Genomic DNA, 17,690 nt, shown 5'->3' with positions numbered 1-17,690 from the left:
CAATGTACCGCGACCGGGTCAGGGGATCAGGCGGCGGCCGGGCGCGGCCGCAGTGCTGTGGGCGGTGTGGATGATCTCGGTGGCAAAGCCGACGCATTCGCCGCAGATCCGCACGCCCGGCCCGTTGACCATCGCCCGGCCCGGGTCCGTGCAGCCGCAGAACGAGCAGGTCGAAACGTCGCGCTTGCCGAGCTTCCGCCCGCGGCGTCCGGGCCGGGGAGGGGGCGGGATGAGGTCGTTGAGCTCCTTCTTGATCCGCGCGGGGTCGACCCCGAGATCGTCCAGGACGCGCCGCGCCGACGAGCCGGGGTCCGTGGCGAGGATCCACAGCAGGTGCTGGGTGCGGGTCAGGTTCTGGCCTCTGCTCGCGGCGAGGCGGCGGGCGCGCATCACGTTGTCGTACGCCTCGCCGTCCCCCACCACGCCCCCACGCGGCGCGAGCAGCCGTGCGGCCGATTCGCGGATCGCCTCCCTGGTCACCCCCACCCGGTCGAGCACGCTCGCGGCGACCCCCACCTCCAGCAGCCCGAGCAGCAGGTGCTGGGTGCCCGGCACGCTGCCCTCCGCGTCCGCGTGGGCCTGCGCGGCCTCGACGCACGCCGACAGCCGGGGCGCGACCGGCGCCGGCTCGGCCGCGGGCCCGCCGCTCACCTCCAGCCGCGCGGCGAACCGCTGGCGGGCGGCCTGCTTGCTGATGCCGAGCCGGTCGCCGATGTCGGTCCAGGAGAGCCCGGCGGTGCGGGCGGCGTCGACGTAGTGGTCGACCATGGCATCGGCGGCGGCGCCTGCCAGCGTCGCGTAGCCGATGGCGGTTTCGAGCAGGACCAGGGGATCCGGTGAGGCGGCCCGTTCGGCCACCGCCTCGATCATGGCCTGGGTGTTCAGCGCGGAGCTGTCCATGCCGACAACGTTAAGTTGTCTTCTTCGTTTCGACAACCCTAACTTGTCGCGAGGCCGTCGATCGCCGCCCCCATGAGCCGTTCGAGATCCGCGTGCCGCAGCCGCCCCGGATACAGCAGCAGGTGCAGGCTCAGCCCGTCGACCAGGGCGAGCAAATGCTCGGTGGCATCGTCGAGGTCCGCCTCCGCGCGTACCTCTCCCGCCGCCCGAGCCTCCTCCAGCAGTCCGTGTACGGCGGCGCGCAACTCACCCGCCTCCGCCCGCTGCACCTCGGCCAGCTCGTCCGACGCCAGGCTCCGGCTCCAGAAGCTGACCTCCAGCCGGGTCTCCTGGGTGCGCTCCGCGTCGAGCGGCAGGTTGTCCAGCAGGACCTCCCGCAACGCCGCGAGCCCGGTGAGCTCGCCGACCTTGGCGGTCAGCCGCTCCCGGATCCGCCGATGCGACTCCCGCAACGCCGACAGCAAGATCTCATCCTTGTCGGCGAAGTAGTGCGACAAAACACCGTTGGAGAGCCCGGCCTCCTTGGCGATGGCGCGGGTGGTCGCGGCGTCGATGCCATCCCGCACGATGACCCTGCTGGCGGCGGTCAGCACGTCGCGCCGGCGCTCGTCGTGGTCCACGATCTTCGGCATGCGGGCATTGTATTGACTTTTTAGTCGGACGTCTGTCTACTAACGCGGTATGACGGTCGTCACAGTCGGCGTGCACATCGTCGACATCCTCACCCGCCCCGTGGAGCACATCCCCCAGGGCCAGGACACCGTGCTCGTCGACCAGATCCGCCTCACCGCCGCGGGCGCAGCCGCCGGAACCGCCGTGGACCTGGCCAAACTCGGCAACCAGGTGATCTCCCTGGGCGCCATAGGCGACGACGAGCTCGGCGACTTCCTCCTCATGGTCATGGCCCGGCACGGCGTGGACGTCTCCCACATCCGCCGCCGCCCCGGCGATCAGACCGCCGCCTCCATCCTCCCCATCCGCCCCGACGGCGGCCGCCCCAGCTTCCACGTCCCCGGCGCCAACCTCACCGTCACCCCCGCCGACGTGGACCCCGGCATCCTGCGTACGGCGAGGGCCGTGCACCTGGGCGGCGTGGACGTGACCTTCGGCCTGGGCGACCCCGCGTTCTTCGCGCTCCTGGACACGCTCCGCGCCGCCGGAACCATCGTCACGATGGACCTCCTCTCGGAGATGCCCGACCTGCTGGGTATGGCGAAGGCGTTCCTCCCGCACGTCGACTACGTCCTCCCCAACGAGTCCCAGGCCCTCCTCATGACCGGCGCCGAAACCCTGGAAGAGGCCGCCGAGGCCCTGCTGGCCGAGGGCCCCGAGGCCGTCCTGATCACCATGGGCTCGGAGGGCAGCCAGATCTTCACCGGAGGCCCGCTGACCGGCGAGGTGGTGCCGGCCCTGAAGACCGAGGTCAGCGACACGACCGGCTGCGGCGACGCGTACTGCGCGGGCTTCATCACCGGCCTCCTGCACGGCCAGGACGTGATCACCGCCGCCCGCTGGGGCACGGCCGCCGCCGCCCGCGTGGCGACTGGCCTGGGCTCCGACGCGGGCATCACCGACCTCCCCTCCACCCTCAGCCACCTGGACGACGGCAGGAATTGAGATGACAGACAGCGAACTTCGTCAGCGCGCCGACAAGGTAGTGCCGGGCGGGATGTACGGGCATCTCAACGCCGCCATCTTCGCGCCGGGCTACCCGCAGTTCTTCGAGCGCGGCGACGGATGCCGGCAGTGGGACGTGGACGGGCGGGAGTACATCGACTTCATGTGCAGCTGGGGGCCGGTGGTGCTTGGGCACCGGCATCCCGAGGTGGAGGCGGCCGCTGCTGCTCAGCTGGCCAAGGGTGACTGTCTCAACGGGCCCGGCGCGGTCATGGTCGAGCTGGCGGAGCTGCTGGTCGACACCGTGCCCAGCGCTGACTGGGCGATGTTCTCCAAGAACGGCACCGACGCCACGACGCAGGCGCTGATGGTGGCCAGGGCGGCCACCGGCCGGAACAAGGTGCTGATGGCGCACGGCGCGTACCACGGGGCCGACCCCTGGTGCACACCGTCTCTGGCCGGGACCACGCCCAGCGAGCGGGCCGATCTCGTGGAGTTCGCCTACAACTCGCTGGCCGGCCTGGAGGAGGCCGCGGCCACGGTCGAGGGCGAGGTGGCGGCGATCATCGTGACGCCGTTCAAGCACGACTCGTTCGAGGACCAGGAGCTGGTGGAGCCGGAGTTCGCGCGGGGCGCGCGGGCGCTGGCCGACCGGCTCGGGGCCGCGCTGGTGATCGACGACGTCCGGGCGGGGTTCCGGATCGATCTGCGCGGGTCATGGGAGCCGTACGGCGTGCGCCCCGACCTGACCGCCTGGTCGAAGGCGATGGCCAACGGGTATCCGATCGCCGCGGTCACCGGCACCGACGCACTGCGCGGACCGGCGCAGACGCTGTACTCGACCGGCTCCTTCTGGTTCTCCGCCGTGGCCATGGCGGCGGCCAAGGCCACGATCGAGACCCTGCGCGACACCAACGGCATCGCGGCCATGGAGAAGGCCGGCTCCCAGCTGCGTGAAGGGCTCTACGCGCAGGCCAGGTCCCACGGGTTCACGGTGAAGCAGACGGGGCCGGTGACGATTCCCTGGCTGAGCTTCGAAGGTGACGCCGATCTGTCGGTGGCCATGCACTGGAGTTCGGCGTGCTTGCGGCACGGGGTGTACATCCATCCGTGGCACAACTGGTTCATGTCCGCCGCCCACACGGAGGCCGACGTGGCCCGCGCCCTGGAGGGCACCGACGCCGCCTTCGCCGAAACCCGCGCCCACCTCGGCTGACACCCCGGCCTCCCCCGGGGAGGACCCGTGAAGGCGGGGCTAGAGCGGGAGGGCGGCGGCGGTCTGGCGCCAGATCCGGCCGTCCCGGACGATCAGGGTGCCGTAGGCGTTGACCTGGTTGTTGTTCACGGTCATGACGGCGTTGTAGAAGATGGTGTCGTTCACCGCCTGGAGGGCCTTGATCTCCGTCACCCGGGGCTTGAGCTCCAGGTAGGCGGCGAAGAAGGCGCGGATCTCCTCGGGGCCGGTCGCCACGCGGTCCAGGCGGACGATCATGGCGTCCTCGCGGTACTGGGCGAGGACGGCCTCCAGGTCGCCGTCGGCGATGGCAGCCAGCTGGCGGGTGAAGAGGTCTTCGATCATTTGGCGTCTCCGGTGACGGGGCGGGCCAGCAGGTACGCGACCTGACCGGCGCCGAGAAGCAGGACGAAGATGAGCACGACGGTCACCGGGAGCCACGAGAACACGAGGATCAGCCCGGCGCTCGCGGCGCGGACGGTGGAGGAGCGGCGGTCGCCCGAGCACAGGTGTTGCAGGCCGAGCGTCGCCAGGACGAGCGCGGCCGGGATGCCCACCGACCAGCCGGACGATCCCGGCTCGGCCAGCGCGTGCTCCACCCCGATGCCGAACGCGGCCAGCCCGAGCGCCAGCGGCAGGTGCGAATACACCCATACCTGCCCGGCCAGCCGCGTGCGCAGGACGACCGACTCGTCGAGGTGACCGAAGTACAGCCACCAGAAGGCCATCGCCACCGCGATCCCGCTCAGCGCGATCAACACGCTGCCCGGCGTCACGGCATGGCTCTTGAGGCCGAAGACGACCGCCGCGACGACCTCACCCAGGACGATCACGACGAACAGCCCGAACCGCTCGGGGAGGTGCTCCGTCTGCGGCGGCAGTGAGCCTTGGTGCCGTCGCGCGAGGAACGGCGTCGCCAGGTCGATGGCCACGGCGACGCCCCACAGGACGTACCGGATCGGCGGCTCGAACGCCAGCGACAGCAGCCAGATCGCCGCCGCGATCGCGAAGCCCTGGATGTAGCGGGTGGTGAGCGCGCGGGCCTCGGGGACGTGCTTGCGCGCCCGGACATAGGCGACGATGAGCAGCAGACGTACGACGACGTATGACACGGCGAACAACGCCGACCGGTTGCCGATGTCGCCGACGCTGGCGGCCATGAGGGCGATCGCCAGGATCTGCGGCAGCATGAGCAGGCGGTGGCTGACGTCGTCGGTGTCGAAGCGGTTGGCGTAGAAGACGTAGCCCGCCCACGCCCACCAGAGCGGGATGAACAGGCCTACGAAGGCCAGGCCGTTCCCATGGGCCAGTACGTCGGCGAGCTCCGCCACGGCCACGACGAACACGAGGTCGTACAGGAGTTCCAGCCAGGTGGCGCGCCTGTGGTCACCCTCGAAAAGCCTTAAGCGGGGCGGCTGCCACCGGCGTTCAGACATTCTTCAAGCCCTTCGACGTAATTGTGTAAGCATCCTAGGGCCATAGCCCGACAAGCCCGCCCAGACCCGGGCACAGCAGAGGTGCACCCAGGGGGCAACGGGCGGCGCCTAACGGGGGCTTCAACATCGGGCGCGCCGGTGAGGGCGGCAGGAAGCGCGAAGGTAGCGGCAACGCCAGGCGCGGGGCAGACACACGCGGCTACCGCTGGGGAATGGGGCGACCGAGGAGGGGCAAGCCGGGGGGAGAGGGCGGCTCGGGGGAAACGGCAGCCCGGAGTGGCAGCGGAAGGGGGCGGCCGGGGGAAGAGGTGGCCGGGGAGCGGGTGGCGGACCCTAGGAGTGGCCCGGGAGGAGGGGTGGTGGGGGGAGGGGTGGGCTAGTTGAGGGTTAGGCAGGCTACTCGGGGGCCGGCGGTGCCTGCGGACGGGCCCGTGCTGGTGGTTGGCTGGGCGTGGATGACCAGGGCGCGGGGGAGGTGGCCGGGCTCCAGGGTCCAGTCGTTGCGGGCTGTCGCGCGGCCCGTGCCCTCGGCGTCCGTGGTGAGGTCGAGCCACACCTCGTTCGCCGCGTTGGCGCTGGTCCCGTGGTGCTGGAAGTGGGGCCCGGCGTCGTCGGGCTTGGCGCCGCACGGGTTGGTGTGCAGGTGCGCGCCGTACGCACGCTTGGGCAGCAGCCCCTCCACGACCAGCGACGACGTCGTCCTGCCGCCGATAGACTCGGCGGTCAGGCTGGCCTGGGACCCGGCGGGGGCGAGCTTGCGGTCGTAGGCGATGGCCGCGGTGTCGGCGTCGGTGAAGCGGCCGGCGCCCTTGAGGGTGACGGCGGCTGGGGGTGAGGGGGCCGCGGCTGGGGTGGCGGACTGGGTGCAGCCCGCGGCCAGCAGCGGCACGAACAGCGACAGAAGGATGGCGGGCCGACGCATGGTCTCTCCCCGGAGTGACGGGCTGTGGGCCCGTCAACTCTAGCGAGTGACCAAGGTCTTACGCTCCGTGTTTGGCCGCGATGTCGTCGATGATGGCCGCCAGCCGGTGGTCGAGGTCGGTCAGGCCGCCCGTGTCGTGCGTGGTCAGGACCAGGTGGAGGGTACGCCACCGGATGTCGATGTCGGGATGGTGGTTCATCTCCTCGGCCTTGACCGCGATCTCGTCGACGATGCGGATGGCCGTGGGGAAGTCCGGCGCGGTGATCGTGCGCCGGAGTTCCTCGCCTTCGCGGGTCCACTCACTCATGGGGGCAACGTTACTTCAAGGCCCCCGCGCCGAGCCCGGACTGGATCTGGCGCTGGAAGATGATGTAGACGATCAGCACCGGGATGATCGCCAGGTTCATGGCGGCGAACAGGGCGGGCCAGTCGGCCTCGTAGCCGGCGATGGTGGAGATGTCGGCGATGCCCTGGGTGATGACCCATTTCGAACGGTCGGCCGGCACGAGCGCGAGCGGCAGCAGGTACTGGTTCCACTGGCCGAGCACGTTGAAGATGGTGATGCTGATCAGGCCGGGCTTGGCCATCGGCAGCATGACCTGGAAGAACGTGCGGGTGTGCGAGGCTCCGTCGATCTTCGCCGCTTCGGCCACCGCCTCGGGCAGCGTACGGAAGAAGGCGGCCAGGAAGAAGACGGTGAACGGCAGCGAGTAGGCGATGTAGACGATGATCAGGCCGAGGTAGGAGTTGAGCAGCCCGACCTGCTTCACCACGAAGAACAGCGGGGTGATCGCCAGGAACACCGGGAAGGCCATGCCGGAGACGAACAGCAGGTAGATGAGCTTGCTGCCGACGAACTTGTAGCGGGCCAGCACGTAGGCGGCCATGGAGCCGAACAACATGGTGCCGAGCGTGCTGAAGAACACGACGATCACCGTGTTGATCATGTACTGCCCGACGTGGGCCTTCTCCCAGGCACGGGCCCAGTTGTCCCAGCGGGCCGCGCCGGGGAACTGGAGCGCGTCGCCGAAGATCTCGGTGTTGTCCTTGAACGCGGCCAGGAACGTCCACAGGAGCGGAAGGATGATCAGCAGCGCCCAGACGGCGAGCGCGACGTGCGACAGGCCGCTCAGGGCGCTGGGCTTCGGCTTGTTTCGCATGTCAGAGTCCTCTTGCGGAGCGATGACGGATGGATGCGTGTCGCCTCGGATCCATCACATCTCGATCTTCTCGCGCCGGGTGACGCGCAGGGTCAGCACCGCGAAGGTGATCGTCAGGAAGAACAGCGCCACGCCCATCGCGGAGGCGTACCCGACCTTGCTGTAGGAGAAGGCGGTCTTGAAGATCTCCACCGGGAGCACGGTGGTGGCGCCGTCGGGCCCGCCGGCGTCCAGGGTGAGCACCTGGACCAGGGCGAAGCAGTCGAAGGCGGCGATGCCCAGGTAGACCCAGCCGACCTGGATCGTGTCACGCAGCAGCGGCAGCGTGATGCGGAAGAAGAGCGTGAACCGGCCGGCGCCGTCGAGCGCGGCGGCCTCGAAGTAGTCCTTCGGGATGGCCGACATGCCCGCGGAGAACAGCACCACGTAGAAGCCGACCGCCTGCCAGACCATGACCGCGATCAGCGACCACAGGGCCAGGTTCGGGTCGCTCATCCAGCCGATCGGCTCGCCGCCCAGCTTCATGACGGCGCCGTTGATCACGCCGCTCTCGTCGGGGCGGTAGATCGCCTTCCAGAGCACGCCGACGATGGCGACGGCCAGGACCTGGGGCGCGAAGAACACGACCTTGTAGAAGGTCGAGCCCCACACGCCCCGCATGCCGGCCCCGCGCGAGCCGCCTCCCAGGTTGAGCAGGAAGGCGAAGACCAGCGCGAGGGCGAGCACGACGAGCGGCATCACAAGCAGGACGATCCCGTGCGTCCGCAGGGCGTTCCAGAAGACCTCGTCGTTGAAGAGTCTGGTGAAGTTCTCAAACCCGACGAAGGCGGGGTTCGCCTGGTAACCGTTCCAGCTCGTCAGCGAGAGCTGAAAAGCCTGGATGTACGGACTGATCACGAAGACTACGTAAAGCGTCACCGGGACGGCGAGAAATCCCAGGACAAAACCGTACTTGCGAAGCCGCTCCATCGAGTTACGCGTTCCTGGTCTGCTTGGCGATGGAGGAGTCGGCCTTGATGTCGTCGGCCTTCTTCTGGACCTTGTCCAGGAACTCGTCGACGGTCATGCGGCCGCCCATGAGGATGTTCTGCTGCGCCCAGGCGTAGTCGAACAGCTCCTTGTACCAGCCCTCGAAGCGGGCGGAGGTGATGAGGCTCTGACCGGCGGCGGTCTGCACCTTGTTGGCCGAGGCCAGGCCCGGGGGCAGGTCGACGCCCTCGGCGGAGCCGTTCACGATGGTGAGGCTCTTGGTCTGCTCGACGAAGCCCTTCGCGCCCTCCTTGGAGAGCATGATGCGCAGGTACTCCAGCGCGCCCTGCGGGTTCTTGCCCTTGGCGGTGGCGAAGAAGACCTCGCCGGTGCCGACCTGGATGGCGCCGTAGGGCATCGTGTCGTTGGCGGTGACGGTGGGGAACGGCGCGAGGGCGTACTCGAAGGTGTCCGGCTTGTCCTTGGCCATCTCGCCTTCCAGCCAGGAGCCGGTCGGGTAGAAGAGGAACTTGTCCTGCAGGTGCTTGATCTGGGTCTGGGTGTGGTCCAGGCCGAGGTAGGACTTGTCGCTGTACTTCGTGAAGATCTCGTGCCAGGCGGTCACGGACGCCTTGAACGCCTCCGACTTCCAGGCGTTGTCCACCAGGTTGTCGATGTCGATGATGGCCTGGTTGCCGCCGATCTTCGCGGCCTGGTAGAGCATGTTCCACAGCATGTAGTACGGGCCCTTCTGGCCCGGGTACGCGAACAGGTGGATGCCCTTGGCCTTGGCCTTGTCGCCCAGCGCCTTGAACTCGTCGAGGGTCTGCGGGAGCGTCCAGCCCTCCTTCTCGAAGAGCTTGCTGTTGTACCAGAGCCCGCGGTGGGACACGACGTAGTTGAGCGTCATGTCCTTGCCGTTGAGCTTGCCCTCCTCGATCGCGGCCGGGGTGACGGTGTCGCGGACCTTCTTGCCCGGGTCGTCGAGCGCCGGGGCGTCCCAGAGCGGGCCCAGGTCGGCGACGTGGCCCTCGGCGGCCAGCGCGGCCACGTCCATGGCCTCGGGGCCGGAGTTGTTGACGACGTCGGGGGCGTCACCGGCGAGGAAGCGCGGACGCAGCATGGTGCCGACGTTCTGGGTGCCGGTGTGCTTGATGGAGACGCCGGCGAAGGACTTGGTGTACATCGCCTCGTGGACGAGCTTGGCGTAGTCGTCCTTGAAGCCGCCGGTGAAGATGACGACCTCGAGGCCCTTCTTGGCGTCGACGCCGAAGGGGTTCTTCGGGTCGGTGCCGGCGCTGGAGGCGGGGGCGGAGGCGGACGGAGCCGCGGTGGTGCCGCCGGTGGCGCAGGCTGAGAGCAGGCCCACCCCGGGGCCGGCGACGAACGCGGTCAGGCCGATCCGGCGCAGCAGCTGGCGCCGTGTGATCTCTCCCGGGTGGGACATACTGATCTCTCCTGAAGGGGATCAATTAGGAAAGTTTCCTAAACGTTTTGCCGAACGTATGAATGTCCGGTGACTCCCGTCAAGAGGGCGCAATCGACCCGTGACCTTGTGAGGCGCTTCCGTGACCCCTTGCCTAGAATGGTGTTCTAGAACAAGGTTATGCCCATGATTGAGGAGTACGCGGACCGTATCTGGAACGGCGAGTCGGACGACAGCATCGTGGACACGGGCATGGACGGCAAGGGTGTCCAGCCGATCGCGGACGGGCTCGGGTGGTGGCCGGGCTTCGGCAACGTGATCACCTTCGAGACCGAGGGCGAACTGGTCCTCTTCGACACCAGCAGCCCCTTCTCGGCCGGGCAGCTCCACACCGACGTACGCGCCTGGTCGAAGGCCCCGCTGACCACGGCCTTCTACTCCCACGGCCACATCGACCACGTCTTCGGCACCGCGCCCTTCGAGGAGTCCGGACCCCGCGCGACGATCTACGCCCACCAGGCAGTTGTAGCCCGTTTCCACCGCTATGTGCTGACGAACGGCTACAACGCGATCATCAACCAGCGCCAGTTCCAGGCCCCGAACCTGCGCTGGCCCATGGACTACCGCCACCCCGACGTCACCTACGACGACTCCCTGACGGTACGGCGCGGCGGCCTCACCTTCGACCTCTTCCACGCCAAGGGCGAGACCGACGACGCGAGCGTCGGCTACGTCCCGGAACACAAGCTCCTGCTGCCCGGCGACCTGTTCATCTGGGTCACCCCGAACTGCGGCAATCCGCAGAAGGTCCAGCGCTACCCGCGTGAGTGGGTCCACGCCCTGCGCCGCATGGCCGCCCTGGACGCCGAGATCATGCTCCCGAGCCACGGCGCGCCCATCTTCGGCCGCGACCGCATCCGCACCGCGCTCCTGGAGACGGCGGAATGGCTGGAGTCCCTGGTCACCCAGGCGCTCGGCCTCCTCAACGCCGGCGCCCGCCTGGACGAGATCATGCACACGGTACGCCCCCCGGCGCACCTGGCCGACCGGCCGTACCTGCGTGCCCGCTACGACGAGCCCGAGTTCGTGGTCAGGAACCTCTGGCGGTTGTACGGCGGCTGGTACGACGGCAACCCCGCCACCCTGAAGCCCGCCCCGGACGCCGCGGTGGCGGCGGCGGTCGCCGACCTGGCAGGCGGCGCCTCGGTGCTGGCCGACGCCGCGCTGAAGGCCCTGGGCGAGGGTGACGAGCGCCTGGCCGGCCACCTGGCCGAGATGGCCGCACTGGCCGCCCCCGGCGACCCGGGCGTGCACCGGGTCCGCGCCGAGGTCTTCGCGGCCAGAGCGGCGGGCGAACAGTCGCTGATGGCCAGAAGCGTCTTCGCCTGGGCCGCGGCGGAATCAGAAAAACGGGTCCGTTAGCGGTCAGGCGTGTTCGGCCGGGATGACGCCCAGCTTGCCCGCCTGGTAGTCCTCGAAGGCCTGAACCAGCTCGGCCCGCGTGTTCATGACGAACGGCCCGTAGTGGGCCACCGGCTCGCCGATGGGCTCGCCGCCCAGGACGATCACCTCCAGCGCCGACCGGGGCGCCGCGGTGAGCGTGATCGCCTCACCCGAGGTGGCCAGTCCGGGACGGTTGCCGAACCCGTCGAACACGGCCAGCTGCCCACTGCCGAACGCGGTCTTCTCCGCGCCCGCGCCGCCGTTCCCGGACAGCGCGTAAGCGAGCGCGTTGAAGTCCCTGCGCCAGGGCAGCGTCAGGCGGGCGCCGGGGCTGATCGAGGCGTGCAGCAGCGTGATGGGCGTCTGGGTGGAGCCGGGCCCGGCGTGCCCGCCCAGGTCCCCGGCGATCAGGCGCACCAGCGCGCCGCCGTCGTCGCTGCTGAGCAGGACGACGCTGGAGCTGCCGATGTCCTGGTAGCGGGGGGCGATCATCTTCTTGGACCCGGGGAGGTTGACCCAGAGCTGGATGCCGTGGAACAGGCCGCCCTTCTGGACGAGCCACTCCGGCGGCGCCTCCTTGTGCAGGATGCCGGCGCCGGCCGTCATCCACTGGGTGTCGCCGTTGGTGATCGTGCCGCCGCCGCCGTTGGAGTCGAGGTGGTCCATGACTCCGTCGATCATGTACGTGACGGTCTCGAAGCCGCGGTGCGGGTGCCACGGGGTGCCCTTGGGCTCGCCCGCGGCGTAGTCGACCTCGCCCATCTGGTCCATCATGACGAACGGGTCGAGGTACTGCGGCTTGATGGCGGCCAGGGCCTTGCGTACGGGGAAGCCTTCGCCCTCGAAGCCGGTGGGCGCGGTCTCCACCGCCATCACCTTGCGCTGCGGACCGGTGTGGGCCGGGATGCGCGGGAGGGTGAGCGGGTTCTCAACGGTTACGGCGGGCATGTCGGGCTCCTTCCTGCGGTGTCTGCAGGGCCTAACCCAGTTTATCTTTCAACTATTCCGGATTCTAAGCGGACGGGATGCGGGACATCATGCGCTCCATCCCGTTCACCCAGTTGTCGCGCAGCGCCTCCGTAGCCTTGTCGAGGTGTCCGGCCATGAGCAGTTCGGCCACCTCGCAGTGCTCGGCCGCCTCGCGCTCCAAGGGGGCGTCGTCGCCGGCGATCAGGTGGGCGTAGCGCCGCATGCCGGCCTTGACGCTGGTGATCAGGTCCAGCAGGCGCTCGTTCTGACAACCGCTCAGCAGCAGGTCGTGCCACTCGTCGTCGTGGCGTTCTATGATCTGCTGCTCGGCGACCGGGTCGGGGAAGTCGCGCGCCAGCCGTAGCAGCTCGGGGGCGATCTTGCGCAGGTAGCCGGGGTCGGAGGTCTCCAGCGCCAGCGACTCCAGGGCGGCGACGATCTCGCACAGCTCCCTGAACTCCCTCTTGCTCACCGGCGCGAACCGGAAGCCCCGGCCCTGAGAGCTCTCCAGCACGCCCTCGCCGGCGAGTGTGATGAGCGCCTCACGCAGGGGAGTGCGGCTGACGCCGAGCTCACCGGCGAGCGCCGCCTCGTTGATGTCCGTGCCCGCGGAAAAGTCGCCGCGATCGAGCCTTCTCAAGAGCTCGTCCCTGATCTGCTCGCGCAGTGGTCGCCGCTCGATCGGCATGGCACTCCTTCGGTGTGATCTTCCCTGATCAGCGTAGCGCTTGACGTGATGCAAAATACTGCACTATGAATTCTGTGTACAAAATAGTACACAGCACAAGAGGAGCAAGAGTGGGGCTGACCCGGGTGCCGGGGTTGCTGTTCGGCGGGGACTACAACCCCGAGCAGTGGCCCGAGGAGGTCTGGGCCGAGGACATGCGTCTGATGGCCGAGGCCGGCGTGAACATGGCCACCGTCGCCGTGTTCTCGTGGTCACGGCTGGAGCCGAGAAGAGGCGAGTACGACTTCGGCTGGCTCGACCGCGTCCTCGACCTCCTGCACGAGCACGGGATCGCCGCCGACCTGGCCACCGCGACCGCCACCCCGCCGCCGTGGCTGGTGCGTGAGCACCCCTCGGTGATGCCGGTGAGCGCCGACGGCGTGCGGCTGGAGTTCGGCTCCCGGCAGGGCTACTGCCCCAGCTCTCCGGTCTTCAAGGACCACGTCGTACGGCTGGCCGAGGCGATGGCCGAGCGCTACAAGGACCACCCCGCCCTGGCCATGTGGCACATCGGCAACGAGTACGCCGACCACACCCTCGAGTGTTTCTGCGAGGAGTCGGCCCGGCACTTCCGCCGCTGGCTGGCCGAGCGCTACAAGGACGCCGACGGCCTCAACGCCGCCTGGGGCACCTCCTGCTGGGGCCAGCACTACACCGACCTGGCCCAGGTCGAGCCGCCCCGCACCGCCCCCGGCCCGGTCAACCCCGCGCAGCTGCTCGACTGGCGCCGCTTCTGCAGCGACGCCCTGCTGGAGCTCTTCGAGGCCGAGAAGGCCGTGCTGCGCCGGGTGACCCCCGAGGTCAAGGTCACCACGAACTTCATGAGCATCCTGCACGGCCTGGACTACTGGAAGTGGGCCGCCGCCGAGGACTTCGTCAGCGACGACGCCTACCCCGACCCCGCCGACCCGCGCTCGCACGTGGCCGTGGCGCTCAGCTACGACCTGATGCGCTCGCTGAAGCGGCAGCCGTGGCTGCTGCTGGAGTCGGCCCCGAGCGCCGTGTCGTGGCGCGAGGTCAACGCGCCCAAGCCGCCCGGCATGATGCGCCTGCACAGCCTGCAGGCGCTGGCCCACGGCTCCGACGGCGTCATGTTCTTCCAGTGGCGCCAGGCCAAGTACGGCCCGGAGAAGTTCCACTCCGCGATGCTCCCGCACGGCGGCACCGCCACCCGGGGCTGGCAGGACACCCTGCGCCTGGGCGCCGACCTGCGCAAGCTCGGCGAGGTCGCCGGCTCCCACGGCGACGCCGAGGTCGCCCTGGTCCTCGACTGGGACAGCTGGTGGGGCCTGGAGGCGCCCGAGTCGATGCCGTCCAACCGGCTCAAGCTCAAGGACCTGCTGCTGGCCTGGTACGCGCCGCTGCACGCGCGTGGCATCGCGGTGGACCTGACGCCGCCGGGCCGGGACCTGTCCGGCTACAAGCTGGTGATCGCGCCCAACCTCTACCTCGCCGGTGACGAGCTCGCGACGTACCGGGGAGAGCTGGTCGTGGGGCCGTTCAGCGGCGTGGTCGACGCCAACGACCAGGTGCACGACGGCGGCGCGCCCGGACCGCTGCGCGAGCTGCTCGGCGTGGCCGTGGACGAGTGGTGGCCGCTGCCCGACGGCGTCCGCCGGCCCGTGGACGGCGGGAGCGCGCACACGTGGGCGGAGTGGCTGCGGCCGATCGACGCCGAGGTGCTGGCCCGCTACCGGGGCGGCGACCTCGACGGGCGGCCCGCGATCACCCGCAAGGGCCGGGCCACCTACCTGAGCTGCCTGCTCGACGACGTGACGCCGATCCTCGACGACGTGCTCGCCCGCGCGGCAGTCAAGGGCGTCGAGGTTCCCGAGGGGGTGGAGGCCGTGCGGAGGGGCGCGTACCTCTTCCTGCTCAACCACACGGCCGAGACCCGGCGGGTCACGCTCCCGCACCGGGGCGAGGACCTGCTCACCCAGACCACCCTCCACGGCGAGATCGAGCTCGCCCCCCGAGACGCCATCGTGTTGAAGGAGATCCGTTGACACACCCCTATATCCCGAACACCGAGCCGGGTGTCAGGGCCGAGATGCTGGCCGCCGTCGGCGCGCGGAGCGTCGAGGAGTTCTACGCCGACATCCCGGCCGAGCTGCGGCTGAACCGCCCCCTCGACCTGCCCGCGCCGCTGGTGGCCGAGCAGGACCTGGTGCGCCACATGGAGGGCCTGTTCGCCAAGAACGTGGCCGGGCTGAGCTTCCTCGGGCACGGCAGCTACGCGCACTACGTCCCGGCCGTCTGCGACGAGGTCAACTCGCGCAGCGAGTTCCTCACCGCCTACGCCGGCGAGCCGTACGAGGACCATGGGCGTTTCCAGGCCCTGTTCGAGTACGTCAGCATGATGGGCGAGCTGCTCGAGATGGACGTGGTCAACGTCCCCACCTACGACGGCTACCAGGCGTCCGGCACCGCCATCCGGATGGCCTGCCGCTACACCGGCCGGCCCAAGGTCCTGCTCAGCGGCGCCATCGCCGCCGAGAAGCTGAGCAAGCTGCGTGACTTCCTCAGCCACGACATCGAGATGGTCTTCGCGCCGGTCGCCGCCAACGGCGAGATCGGCGAGGTCGAGATCGACGACACCTTCGGCGCGATCTACCTGGAGACCCCGAACGTCTACGGCGTGGTCGAGACCCGGGGCAAGGAGCTGGCCGACCTGGCGCACGCCAACGGCGCGCTGCTGGTCGTCAGCGCCGACCCGATCTCCCTCGGCGTCCTCGCGCCCCCGGCCGCCTACGGCGCCGACATCGCCTGCGGCGACATCCAGCCGCTCGGCATGCACCCGGGCTACGGCGGCGGCCACGCCGGCTACATCGCCACCCAGGACCACGAGCCGCTGGTCGCCGAGTTCCCCTCGCGCCTGTTCGGCATCGCGCCGACGAAGGTCCCCGGCGAGTACGGCTTCGGCGACGTCTACTACGACCGCACCTCCTTCGCCCACCGCGAAGAGGGCAAGGAATGGGTCGGTACGGCCGCCGCCCTCTGGGGCATCACGGCCGGTGTCTACCTGGCGCTCATGGGCCCGGAGGGCATGAAGGAGCTCGGCGAGACGGTCCTGTCGCGTACCCGCTACGCCATGGACGCCCTGGGCAGGCACGTCACCGTGCGGCACAGGGACGCCGTGCACTTCCGCGAGTTCGCGATCGAGGTGCCCTCGTCCGGCGCGCTCCTGGACGGGCTGCGGGACAAGGGGATCTTCGGCGGCGTCGCCCTCGACGACCGCACGGTGCTCGTGTGCGTGACCGAGTGCCACTCCACCGACGACATCGACCGGCTCGCAGCGGCCGTCAAGGAGGTTCTGGGCGCATGAGCGGTCACGGAGAGTCGTTCGCCGAGCTGCCGGTGGCGCCCAAGCCGCCGCTGCGCCGCTTCCACCAGGCCCGGTGGGACGAGCCGATCATCTTCGAGCTCTCCCGGCCGGGACGGCGCGGCATCGCCGTGCCCCAGGCCGAGGGGCCCGGGGTGGAGCTGCCCGCGTCGGTGCGTCGGGAGCACGCGCCGAAGCTGCCCGAGATGTCGCAGCTGCACGTGTTGCGGCACTACCTGCGGCTGTCGCAGGAGAACCTGGGCTTCGACCTCAACATCGACGTCGGCCAGGGCACCTGCACGATGAAGTACAGCCCCAAGGTCAACGACCTGTTCGCCAAGGCGACCAATCCGCTCCACCCGCACCAGCACGAGGACACCGTGCAGGGCGTGCTGGAGATCTACTGGCGCATGGAGCGGATGCTGGCGGAGATCTCGGGGATGTCCCGGGTCTCGCTGCAGCCGGGCTCCGGGTCGGCGGCGATCTACGCCAACATCGCGATGATCCGCGCCTACCACAACGCCAACGGCGGCGAGCACCGCGACCAGGTCATCACCACGATGTTCTCGCACCCGTCCAACGCGGCCTGCGCCAAGACCGCCGGGTACGAGGTCATCACGCTGATGCCGGACGCCGAGGGCCTGCCGGACATCGAGGCGCTGAAGGCGGCCATCGGCCCGCGCACCGCCGCGCTGATGATCACGAACCCGGAGGACACGGGCGTCTTCAACTCGCGCATCAAGGAGTTCGTGGACCTGGTGCACTCGGTGGGCGGCCTGGCCTGCTACGACCAGGCCAACGCCAACGGCATCCTGGGCATCACCCGGGCGCGCGACGTCGGTTTCGACCTGTGCCACTTCAACCTGCACAAGACGTTCTCCACCCCGCACTCCTGCGGCGGACCGGCGGCGGGCGCCTGTGGTGTCGCGCCGGCGCTGGAGCCGTTCCTGCCCGAGCCGACCGTCGACCGGGTGGAATTCGACGGCAATGAGCGTTTTGTGCTGAAATATCCGGAAAAGTCCGTTGGCAAGATCCGCCCGTTCCTCGGCGTCACCCCGAACGTCGTCCGGGCCTACGCGTGGATCATGTCGCTGGGCGCGGAAGGGCTCCGCCAGGTCGCCGAGACCGCGGTGCTCAACAACAACTACCTCATGCACAAGATCCTCCAGATTCCCGGCGCCTCCGTCCCATGGAACAGCCGCCACGTCGAGCAGGCCCGCTACTCCTGGCAGCAGCTGTCGGAGGAGACCGGCGTGCACTCGGAGGAGATCGGCACCCGCGCCGCGGACTTCGGCGTCCACTACTGGACCTCGCACCACCCCTACCTGGTGCCCGAGCCCTTCACGCTGGAGCCCACCGAGTCCTACGCCAAGGAGGACCTCGACGAGTACGCCGCGATCCTGGCCCACGTCGCCGACGAGGCGCGCCGGGACCCTGAGTTCGTCAAGGGCGCGCCGTACAACCAGACGATCCACAAGATCGACATGACGTCGCTGGACGACCCGAAGCAGTGGGCGCCCACCTGGCGCGCCTACGTGCGCAAGCACCTGTCGGGCCAGGGCTGA

At 69.5% G+C, this 17,690-nt stretch carries 17 protein-coding genes; 6 read left to right on the top strand and 11 right to left on the bottom strand.

Annotated elements, in window-relative coordinates; all coding sequences use genetic code 11:
* Nucleotides 1–18: 18 nt before the first annotated feature.
* Nucleotides 19–900: a ClpX C4-type zinc finger protein gene (locus tag HNR40_RS10330; RefSeq protein ID WP_184960114.1), complete on the bottom strand. Its 882-nt coding sequence runs from the start codon at nt 898–900 to the stop codon at nt 19–21.
* Between the two features lie 38 nt (nt 901–938).
* Nucleotides 939–1,532, bottom strand: a complete 594-nt coding sequence (locus HNR40_RS10325) for a TetR/AcrR family transcriptional regulator (RefSeq protein ID WP_184960112.1) — start codon at nt 1,530–1,532, stop codon at nt 939–941.
* Nucleotides 1,533–1,581: 49 nt separating this feature from the next.
* Between HNR40_RS10325 and HNR40_RS10320 the strand changes: the two genes are divergently transcribed.
* The gene (locus tag HNR40_RS10320; RefSeq protein ID WP_184960110.1) at nt 1,582–2,517 is read left to right on the top strand and encodes a carbohydrate kinase family protein; all 936 of its coding nucleotides are present in this window, start codon (nt 1,582–1,584) and stop codon (nt 2,515–2,517) included.
* Nucleotide 2,518: 1 nt separating this feature from the next.
* Nucleotides 2,519–3,733, top strand: coding sequence for an aminotransferase class III-fold pyridoxal phosphate-dependent enzyme (locus HNR40_RS10315; protein WP_184960108.1), 1,215 nt, complete (start codon nt 2,519–2,521; stop codon nt 3,731–3,733).
* A gap of 39 nt (nt 3,734–3,772) precedes the next feature.
* Here the strand turns inward: HNR40_RS10315 and HNR40_RS10310 are convergent, their stop codons facing one another.
* The 7 genes from HNR40_RS10310 to ngcE all read right to left on the bottom strand — a co-directional run bounded on the left by HNR40_RS10310 (nt 3,773) and on the right by ngcE (nt 9,685).
* Nucleotides 3,773–4,096, bottom strand: coding sequence for a nuclear transport factor 2 family protein (locus HNR40_RS10310; RefSeq protein ID WP_184960106.1), 324 nt, complete (start codon nt 4,094–4,096; stop codon nt 3,773–3,775).
* A complete protein-coding gene (locus HNR40_RS10305) occupies nt 4,093–5,187 on the bottom strand; it encodes a low temperature requirement protein A (protein ID WP_184960104.1) in 1,095 nt (364 codons plus the stop codon). The genes HNR40_RS10310 and HNR40_RS10305 overlap by 4 nt, the downstream gene beginning before the upstream one ends.
* 376 nt (nt 5,188–5,563) lie before the next feature.
* Nucleotides 5,564–6,109, bottom strand: a complete 546-nt coding sequence (locus tag HNR40_RS10300; protein ID WP_184960102.1) for a superoxide dismutase family protein — start codon at nt 6,107–6,109, stop codon at nt 5,564–5,566.
* Between the two features lie 58 nt (nt 6,110–6,167).
* Entirely contained in the window at nt 6,168–6,416 is a 249-nt protein-coding gene (locus HNR40_RS10295) for a 4a-hydroxytetrahydrobiopterin dehydratase (protein ID WP_184960100.1), read from the bottom strand.
* Nucleotides 6,417–6,426: 10 nt separating this feature from the next.
* A complete protein-coding gene (locus HNR40_RS10290) occupies nt 6,427–7,269 on the bottom strand; it encodes a carbohydrate ABC transporter permease (RefSeq protein ID WP_184960098.1) in 843 nt (280 codons plus the stop codon).
* Nucleotides 7,270–7,323: 54 nt separating this feature from the next.
* A complete protein-coding gene (locus HNR40_RS10285) occupies nt 7,324–8,187 on the bottom strand; it encodes a carbohydrate ABC transporter permease (RefSeq protein ID WP_312896269.1) in 864 nt (287 codons plus the stop codon).
* Between the two features lie 55 nt (nt 8,188–8,242).
* Nucleotides 8,243–9,685: an N-acetylglucosamine/diacetylchitobiose ABC transporter substrate-binding protein gene (ngcE, locus tag HNR40_RS10280; RefSeq protein ID WP_184960094.1), complete on the bottom strand. Its 1,443-nt coding sequence runs from the start codon at nt 9,683–9,685 to the stop codon at nt 8,243–8,245.
* 165 nt (nt 9,686–9,850) lie between these two features.
* On the opposite strand from ngcE, the gene HNR40_RS10275 reads away from it, so the two are divergent.
* Entirely contained in the window at nt 9,851–11,086 is a 1,236-nt protein-coding gene (locus HNR40_RS10275; RefSeq protein WP_184960092.1) for an alkyl sulfatase dimerization domain-containing protein, read from the top strand.
* Nucleotides 11,087–11,089: 3 nt separating this feature from the next.
* On the opposite strand, the gene HNR40_RS10270 is transcribed toward HNR40_RS10275, so the two are convergent.
* Together HNR40_RS10270 and HNR40_RS10265 are read right to left on the bottom strand one after the other, a co-directional pair.
* Nucleotides 11,090–12,055, bottom strand: coding sequence for a pirin family protein (locus tag HNR40_RS10270; RefSeq protein ID WP_184960090.1), 966 nt, complete (start codon nt 12,053–12,055; stop codon nt 11,090–11,092).
* Between the two features lie 64 nt (nt 12,056–12,119).
* Complete coding sequence (locus HNR40_RS10265) at nt 12,120–12,764, bottom strand: GntR family transcriptional regulator (protein ID WP_184960088.1); 645 nt, start codon at nt 12,762–12,764, stop codon at nt 12,120–12,122.
* 110 nt (nt 12,765–12,874) lie between these two features.
* On the opposite strand from HNR40_RS10265, the gene HNR40_RS10260 reads away from it, so the two are divergent.
* From HNR40_RS10260 to gcvPB, 3 genes are read left to right on the top strand one after another with little or no spacing between them, the layout of a single operon-like run.
* The gene (locus HNR40_RS10260; RefSeq protein WP_312896268.1) at nt 12,875–14,809 is read left to right on the top strand and encodes a beta-galactosidase; all 1,935 of its coding nucleotides are present in this window, start codon (nt 12,875–12,877) and stop codon (nt 14,807–14,809) included.
* A complete protein-coding gene (gcvPA, locus tag HNR40_RS10255) occupies nt 14,806–16,128 on the top strand; it encodes an aminomethyl-transferring glycine dehydrogenase subunit GcvPA (RefSeq protein WP_184960084.1) in 1,323 nt (440 codons plus the stop codon). Before HNR40_RS10260 ends, gcvPA begins: the two co-directional genes overlap by 4 nt.
* Nucleotides 16,125–17,690 (top strand): aminomethyl-transferring glycine dehydrogenase subunit GcvPB, encoded by a 1,566-nt coding sequence (gcvPB, locus tag HNR40_RS10250; RefSeq protein ID WP_184960082.1) that lies wholly within the window; start codon nt 16,125–16,127, stop codon nt 17,688–17,690. Before gcvPA ends, gcvPB begins: the two co-directional genes overlap by 4 nt.

Origin of the sequence: Nonomuraea endophytica (genome assembly GCF_014203235.1) — a bacterium.
GTDB lineage: Bacteria > Actinomycetota > Actinomycetes > Streptosporangiales > Streptosporangiaceae > Nonomuraea > Nonomuraea endophytica.
The sequence above is the reverse complement of the archived record's forward strand: the minus strand, read 5'-3'. Positions and strand labels throughout refer to the sequence as shown.